Genomic DNA, 7320 nt, shown 5'->3' with positions numbered 1-7320 from the left:
CTTAGCGAAATGCCTCGCTCCCGCTCGCGCGCCGAAAACTAAATGCCTCGAGCTTTGAGGCTGTTCAGCAATCCGTCGTTGTCGATGATGTTCTGAATGAACTCGGGGAAGGGCAATGCTTGGAAGGTTTCGCCCGTGGTTTCGTCGGTAATCACGCCCGTGCCGAAATCGATAGACACGGTGTCGCCCGCAGCAATGGCTTCGGCTGCCTCGGCGCTCTCCAGAATGGGCAGGCCGATGTTGATGGCGTTGCGGTAGAAAATGCGCGCGAAGCTTGCGGCAATTACGCAGGCCACGCCGTTGTCTTTCAGCACGCGCGGCGCATGCTCGCGAGAAGAGCCGCAGCCGAAGTTCTTGTTGGCAACAATGATGTCGTCCGGCTTTACGTTCTTCACGAACTCGGTGTCGATGTCTTCCATCGCGTGCGATGCGAGTTCCTTGGGGTCGGCAATGTTGAGGTAGCGGGCGGGAATAATAACGTCGGTGTCGACGTTATCGCCATACTTGAAAACAGTGCCCCGAGCAGTCATTTTCATATGTGTTCCTTTCGTCGTTCTGACGAACGACGAAGAGGCCGACGCTGCGAGCGAGCCGGGCACCGAATCTTCGCCCGACTGGCCGAGCTCGCGTACTGAAGTACGCGTCGCTCAACCATTCGGCCGAATCTTCGGCGCCGGGCTCGCTCTCGCTGACTTTTGGTCGACCTGCTTCGTCAACGTGGTTCGAGCAAAGCTAAACGGCCTTCAGGCCGCCTGGCCTACAGAGAGGCCGGGTCGGTAATGTAGCCCGTGATGGCCGATGCGGCTGCAACGGCAGGGCTGGACAGGTACACTTCCGACTCCACGTGGCCCATGCGGCCTACGAAGTTGCGGTTCGTGGTCGAGATCGCGCGTTCGCCCGCGGCCAGAATGCCCATGTGGCCACCCAGGCACGGACCACAGGTCGGCGTGGAAATAATCGCGCCTGCTTCAATGAAGATTTCAGCCAGGCCTTCGCGAATGCACTGCAGTTCGACTTCCTGCGTTGCGGGCATCACGATGGCGCGCACGCCGTCGGCGACTTTGTGGCCCTTCAGAATCTCGGCGGCAATGCGCATATCTTCGATGCGGCCGTTCGTGCACGAGCCAATAACCGCCTGGTCGATTTTCACGTCGGCGAACTCGGTGACGGGCTTGGTGTTTTCGGGCAGATGGGGCGCTGCGACCGTGGAAGGAACGGTGGAAAGGTCGATGTCGATCACGCGCTCGTATTCGGCGTCGTCGTCAGCGGCAAATACGACCGGCTCATGCTGCGCGCGGCCCTTCATGTATTCAATCGTCTTCTCGTCGACGGGGAAAATGCCGTTTTTCGCGCCGGCCTCAATAGCCATGTTCGCGATGCTGAAACGGTCGTCCATTGAAAGCGATGCAATGCCTTCGCCCTGGAACTCCATGCTCTGGTACAGGGCACCGTCAACGCCGATCATGCCGATGATGTACAGAATCACGTCTTTGCCCGAAACCCAAGGGTTCAGCTTGCCCGTGAGGTTGAACTTGATGGCGGAAGGCACGCGGAACCAGGCCTTGCCCGTAGCGATGCCCGCTGCGCAGTCGGTGGAGCCAACGCCCGTCGAGAACGCGCCCAGCGCGCCATAGGTACAGGTGTGGCTGTCGGCGCCAATAATCACGTCGCCGGAAGCGACGATGCCCTGTTCGGGAAGCAGCGCGTGCTCAACGCCCATGCGGCCCACATCGAAGAAGTTCACAATGTCGTGCTTGCGTGCGAAATCGCGGCACTCTTTGCACTGCTCGGCGCTCTTGATGTCTTTGTTCGGAGCGAAGTGGTCCATAACAAGGGCGACCTTCGTGCGGTCGAACACCTTGTCCATGTCGGCCTTCTTCAGCTCGCGAATAGCTACCGGTCCGGTGATGTCGTTGGCGAGCGCGAGGTCGATGTTCGCCTCGATCAGCTGGCCGGGCACTACGGAATCGAGCCCGGCGTGCGCCGCCAAAATTTTCTGGGTCATGGTCATGCCCATATGGAATCCCCCTTAAGGATGGTTAGTGGCAATAAGTAAATGAGTGTTGAGGGGCGGTGCATACGCCTCGGGATGCCTGAAGCGTTGATCCCGAGGAAGCGCGCTCGCCCCTCAACGTGGGGCCGGGGAGTACGTCCCGGCCCCAAATGGTGCTACATGCGGTTCAGGGCAGAAATGAGGCCCTTGATGGATGCGGTAATAATGTCGTGATGCTCGCCCGCGCCCCAAACAATTTTGCCGTCCGGGTCCTCGACGCCCACGTAGGCCATAGCCGAGCTGTCGGAGCCGCCGGTCATGGCGTGTTCGCTGTAGCTTGCGATATGCGCCTTCAGCCCCAGCTTCTCCATGGCGTTGCACACCGAGTCGAGGCGGCCGTTGCCGTTGCCAATAACATCCTGCTCGTCGCCGTCAATCTTCACGGTCACGAACGCCTTGAATGCCTTGTTGTTCTCGGCATGCGTGAAGTGGAAGTCCATGAGTTCAATGTGGCCTTCGTGGTTCACGTAGTTCTCGTGGAAGATGCGATTCACTTCTTCGGGCGACAGTTCAGCATGCGTGTGGTCAGAAACGTCCTTAGAGGCGTAGCTCAGCTCTTCGCGCATTTTTGCGGGCAGCACGTAACCGAAGTTCTGCTCCAGAATGTAGCCGATGCCGCCTTTGCCCGACTGGCTGTTGATGCGAATGACGTCGGTTTCATAGTGGCGGCCCACATCGGTGGGGTCGATCGGCAGGTACGGCGTGGTCCAATGCTCGGGGTCATGTTCCTCGCGCCACTTCAGGCCCTTAGCGATAGCGTCCTGATGGCTGCCCGAGAAGGCCGCGAACACGAGCTGGCCAGCGTAGGGGCGGCGCGGCTCAACCTTCATATTGGTCACGCGCTCGTACAGTTCGACCAGCTCGGGCATGTTGGCGAAGTTCAGCTGCGGGTCAACGCCATGGGCGAACATGTTCATGGCGACGGTGATCAGGTCGGTGTTGCCCGTGCGCTCGCCATTGCCGAACAGGGTGCCCTCAACGCGGTCGGCGCCAGCCAGAATGCCCAGTTCGGTTTCGGCAACGCCCGTGCCGCGGTCGTTGTGGCAGTGCAGCGACAGCTCAACGGCGTCGCGGTACTTCAGATTCTTGCTCATGTACTCGACCTGCTGTGCGAACACATGCGGCAAGCTCATTTCGACCGTCGCAGGCAGGTTGATGATGGCCTTGCGGTCGGGGGTCGGCTGCCATACGTCCAGAACGGCGTTGCATACCTCGAGCGCGTACTCGGGCTCGGTGCCGGTGAAGCTTTCGGGCGAGTACTCGAAGCGGTAGTTGTCGTGGCCGGCTTCGTCAGTGAGCTCCTTCAGCAGCTTAGCACCGGTCAGAGCGATTTCCTTAATCTGCGCTTTGTCGCGCTTGAATACCTGTTCGCGCTGCGCGAGGCTCGTGGAATTGTATACATGAACGATGACGGGGGTCTTGCAACCCTCGAGAGCGTCGAACGTCTTCTTGATAATGTGTTCGCGCGCCTGGGTGAGCACCTGAATGGTGACGTCTTCGGGAATCATGTCGTTCTCGATGAGCGTGCGAGCCAGCTCAAATTCGGTTTCGCTGGCAGCGGGGAAGCCGATCTCGATTTCTTTGAATCCAATTTCGACGAGCTTCTTGAAGTATTCCAGCTTCTGCTCGAGGCTCATAGGAATGATGAGCGCCTGGTTGCCGTCGCGAAGGTCAACGCTCACCCACTTCGGGGCTTTCTCGATGTATTCCTTCTTCGCCCAGTCGTAGCACGGCTCGGGCGGCATGAAATATCCGCGTTGATACTTTACATGGTTGGGCATTCCGGTCATGGGAGGCTCCCTTTCTGTGGTTGGCCGCATGGCGGCACTTTTAGATTACAGACATGGAACGCTCTCGCTTTCATCCGGTCGTCGGCCGCACGAGGGCGCATATTCCGGGCATGCGAACGCACGCCCGGTTAAGTGACGAAGGGATTTATAAGGCGCAGACCCGTGGGGTGCCGAAGTGGCGCTTACAGGTGCGCCTGAATAAGCTTGGGGCGGAAGCCGGCGGCTTCAAGTGCCGTAACGATTTGATTTTTGTGGTCGGTGCCGTAGGCCTCGATGGTCACGCGCAGTTCGACGCCTTCATTGCGGTTCGTATTCACGAACTGGTTGTGGTCGAGGCGAATGACGTTGCCGTTCATGCTGGCGATGGTTTGCGCAACGCGAACGAGCTCGCCGGGGCGATCGGGCAGAAGCGTCGAAACCGTGAACACGCGGTCGCGCTGGATGAGGCCGTGCTGAATGACGGAAGACATGGTGATAACGTCCATGTTGCCGCCCGACAGAATCGAAACGACCTTCTTGCCGGTGAAGGGCAGGTGCTTCAAGGCCGCCACGGTGAGCAGGCCGGAATTCTCGACGATCATCTTGTGATTCTCGACCATGTCGAGGAAGGCGGAGATGAGCTCGTCGTCTTCGACGGTGATGATATCGTCGAGGTTCTGCTGAATGTACGGGAAAATCTTGTCGCCCGGCTCCAGCACGGCGGTGCCGTCGGCGATGGTGTTCGCGCTCGGCAGCTTCACCACATGGCCAGCTTCCAGGGAAGCCTTCATGCATGCGGCGTTAGCGGGCTCGACGCCAATGACCTTGATATGCGGGTTCAACAGCTTGGCCAGCGTAGATACGCCCGTGGCTAGTCCGCCGCCACCGATGGGAACCAGAATGTAGTCAACGAGCGGCAGCTCTTTCACGATTTCCATGGCAATGGTGCCTTGGCCCGTGGCAACTGCGGGGTCGTTGAAGGGATGGATGAAGGTGTAGCCGTTTTCTTCGGCCAGCTGCATAGCGTATTCGCAGGCTTCGTCGTATACGTCGCCGTGCAGAACGGCGGTGCCGCCGTAGTGCTGCGTGCGCTCGACCTTAATGAGCGGGGTCGTGGTGGGCATGACGATGGTTGCCTTGGCGCCATAACGGCTTGCGGCGAAAGCGACGCCCTGCGCATGGTTGCCCGCCGAAGCGGTAATAAGGCCACGCTCGCGCTCTTCATCGGTCAGCGTTGAAATCTTATAGTACGCGCCGCGTACCTTATACGCGCCGGTGCGCTGCATGTTTTCGGGCTTGAAGAATACCTTGTTGCCGGTTTGCGCGCTGAAGTGAGGGCTTTCGATGAGCCCCGTCTTCTGCGTGACCTCCTGCACTTTGGCAGATGCCTCTTCAAAAGCGTCGAGCGTGAGCATCTCGGTCATGTCGGTTACTTCCTTGATAATATCGTACTCTATCGTAGTAAAGCAGTATACTCATTTGCGCCGACAATGGAAGAATTCATGCACGAAACCTTGCGTGATGCTCACATTGTATGCGCATTCTCGCGAGGTCCGAGGGAGCGCGGCGCCCTTTTGCGCATTCGGTTTTCGGCAACGGCCGGAGCCTTCTGCTGCTCGTCCATTCGTATCGTGCATTCTTTCGGCAAGGACGCACGATAAGGAAAATACGCGCCAGATTGGTCGTCATTGCTGGAGTCGAGTGAAGGAAGGGACGTTTTCGACCGCCCTCGCAGCGCGGCGAACCTGCCTTGAGCAACACCTACATATATATGTAGTAGAGTTGCCGCAACACAGCCACAAAGAAGGAGGCTTTCAATGAAGACCATTTCTACCCCTAACGCCCCTGCAGCCGTCGGCCCTTACGCCCAGGGCAATATCGTGAACGGCCTGCTGTTCGCATCGGGCCAAATCGCCCTGGTTCCCGAGACGGGCGAGCTGGCTGGCGACACCATCGAAGCCCAGAGCCGACAGGTCATGAAAAACGTCGGCGCCTTGCTCGAAGCCGCTGGCACCGACTTCGACCACGTGGTAAAAACCACCTGCTTCCTCGACGACATCAACGACTTCGCCGCCTTCAATGCGATTTATGCCGAATCGTTCGGCGAAACGCTGCCCGCCCGTTCGTGCGTCGCAGTCGACAAGCTGCCCAAGGGCGCCCTTGTTGAGGTCGAGGTCATCGCCGAGGTCGTGGGGTAGTTCGTGGCAACGCAAGAAACTCCGTTGTTCAAAATCCACGATGCGACGGTGCGTCGCAAGGAGAAGGTCATTCTGCATGTCGACGACTTTGAGCTTGCGGAAGGCGAGAACATCGCGCTGCTCGGCCCGAATGGTGCTGGCAAGTCGACCTTTATCCAGCTGCTCACTCGTGAGGTGTTGCCGTTGCACCGCGATGTGCCGCCCGTGATTTTCCGCGGCCAAGAGCGACCGTCGCTCGCCGATATCAAGGCGTGCTTCGGCGTGGTGAGTAACACGATGCACGATCAGGTGCGCGTTCACCTGCCTGCACGCGATATCGTGTGCGGAGGCCTGTTCGGCACGCTCGGCATTCCGCGTCACGTTCATGCGACCGAGGCCGATTTCAAAAAAGCCGAAGAGCAGCTTGAACGTTTGGGCATTGGTGAACTTGCCAATCGCGACATTATGACAATGTCTACGGGCCAGGTGCGCCGCGTGCTCGTCGCGCGCGAGCTCATCCATGATCCGCAGGCGCTCATTTTCGACGAGCCATGCACGGGCCTCGACCCCGAAGGCATGTATCAGCTGCGCGGCGTTATGCGTCAGCTGGCATCCGAGGGCCGATCGGTCATTTTGGTCACGCATTATCCCGAAGACATCATTCCCGCCATCAATCGCGTGCTCCTTATTAAGGACGCGGCCATTTATGCCGACGGCAAAAAGGAAGAGCTTCTCACGGGCGATTGCATGACGGAACTTTTCGGTGTGCCCTTGGCTGTCGAAAGTAACCACGGCTGGTATTCGCTTCGTGAGAAGTTTGACGAAGGCGAATAAGGAAGCTCCAACGATAGGGGAAGCGCCGCTCGCATGATGAACGCGGAAGGACCCCTGGCCTGAAGGTGAGCCCAATCCTTCTACTTATATAAGTGGTTGAATACACGCAGCCGAGTCGATCGCCCCGGAGGGCCGAGACGCGCAAGCGCCGGGCCTCCGAGGCGGTTGCGTCTATGGGCCGAGGCGAAGCGCCAGGACTGCGGGGCGGGGCGAAACGCCAGGTCGGGGGCTCACCTCCCGCCCCGCATCCCCCGTCCCCCCGCGCTCCACCGCGCTGGAGTTGTCGGCATCCTGTGTGCGGGCGGGTTTCCCGCACCCGCCGCGCCGGGGGCGCGTATAATACCGAACTCGCCGCCGCGAAGGGCCCAAGCCCGGACGGCGCGGCGCCCCGCGGCCCGCGGGACGGCCGGGAAAAACTTTCTGAAAAAAGTTCTTGACACGGCCGAGCGCGCAAGGTAGTATTCAATCTTGCGCCAAGCGGGAACGC

6 protein-coding genes are annotated in these 7320 nt (G+C 59.4%); 2 read left to right on the top strand and 4 right to left on the bottom strand.

The genetic code is table 11. The features are described from left to right. Window positions 1–38 precede the first annotated feature (38 nt). The 4 genes from ACWI8T_RS07240 to ilvA form a co-directional block, all read right to left on the bottom strand. Window positions 39–536 (bottom strand): 3-isopropylmalate dehydratase small subunit, encoded by a 498-nt coding sequence (locus ACWI8T_RS07240; protein WP_449138455.1) that lies wholly within the window; start codon window positions 534–536, stop codon window positions 39–41. A 221-nt stretch (window positions 537–757) separates the two neighbouring features. Further along, window positions 758–2017: a 3-isopropylmalate dehydratase large subunit gene (gene leuC, locus ACWI8T_RS07235; protein WP_418349265.1), complete on the bottom strand. Its 1260-nt coding sequence runs from the start codon at window positions 2015–2017 to the stop codon at window positions 758–760. A gap of 152 nt (window positions 2018–2169) precedes the next feature. After that, entirely contained in the window at window positions 2170–3843 is a 1674-nt protein-coding gene (locus ACWI8T_RS07230) for a 2-isopropylmalate synthase (protein ID WP_449138454.1), read from the bottom strand. Window positions 3844–4025: 182 nt separating this feature from the next. After that, window positions 4026–5246, bottom strand: coding sequence for a threonine ammonia-lyase (ilvA, locus tag ACWI8T_RS07225; RefSeq protein ID WP_418349267.1), 1221 nt, complete (start codon window positions 5244–5246; stop codon window positions 4026–4028). Between the two features lie 393 nt (window positions 5247–5639). On the opposite strand from ilvA, the gene ACWI8T_RS07220 reads away from it, so the two are divergent. Then, window positions 5640–6020: a RidA family protein gene (locus ACWI8T_RS07220; RefSeq protein WP_123218787.1), complete on the top strand. Its 381-nt coding sequence runs from the start codon at window positions 5640–5642 to the stop codon at window positions 6018–6020. A 3-nt stretch (window positions 6021–6023) separates the two neighbouring features. After that, window positions 6024–6833 carry an ABC transporter ATP-binding protein gene (locus ACWI8T_RS07215; protein ID WP_302855516.1) on the top strand — a complete coding sequence of 270 codons (810 nt, stop codon included), beginning with the start codon at window positions 6024–6026 and terminating at the stop codon, window positions 6831–6833. The last annotated feature ends 487 nt before the right edge of the window (window positions 6834–7320 follow it).

This window comes from Slackia sp. (genome assembly GCF_977041755.1).
Note: the sequence above shows the minus strand (reverse complement) of the source record. Positions and strands in the feature narration are given on the sequence as shown.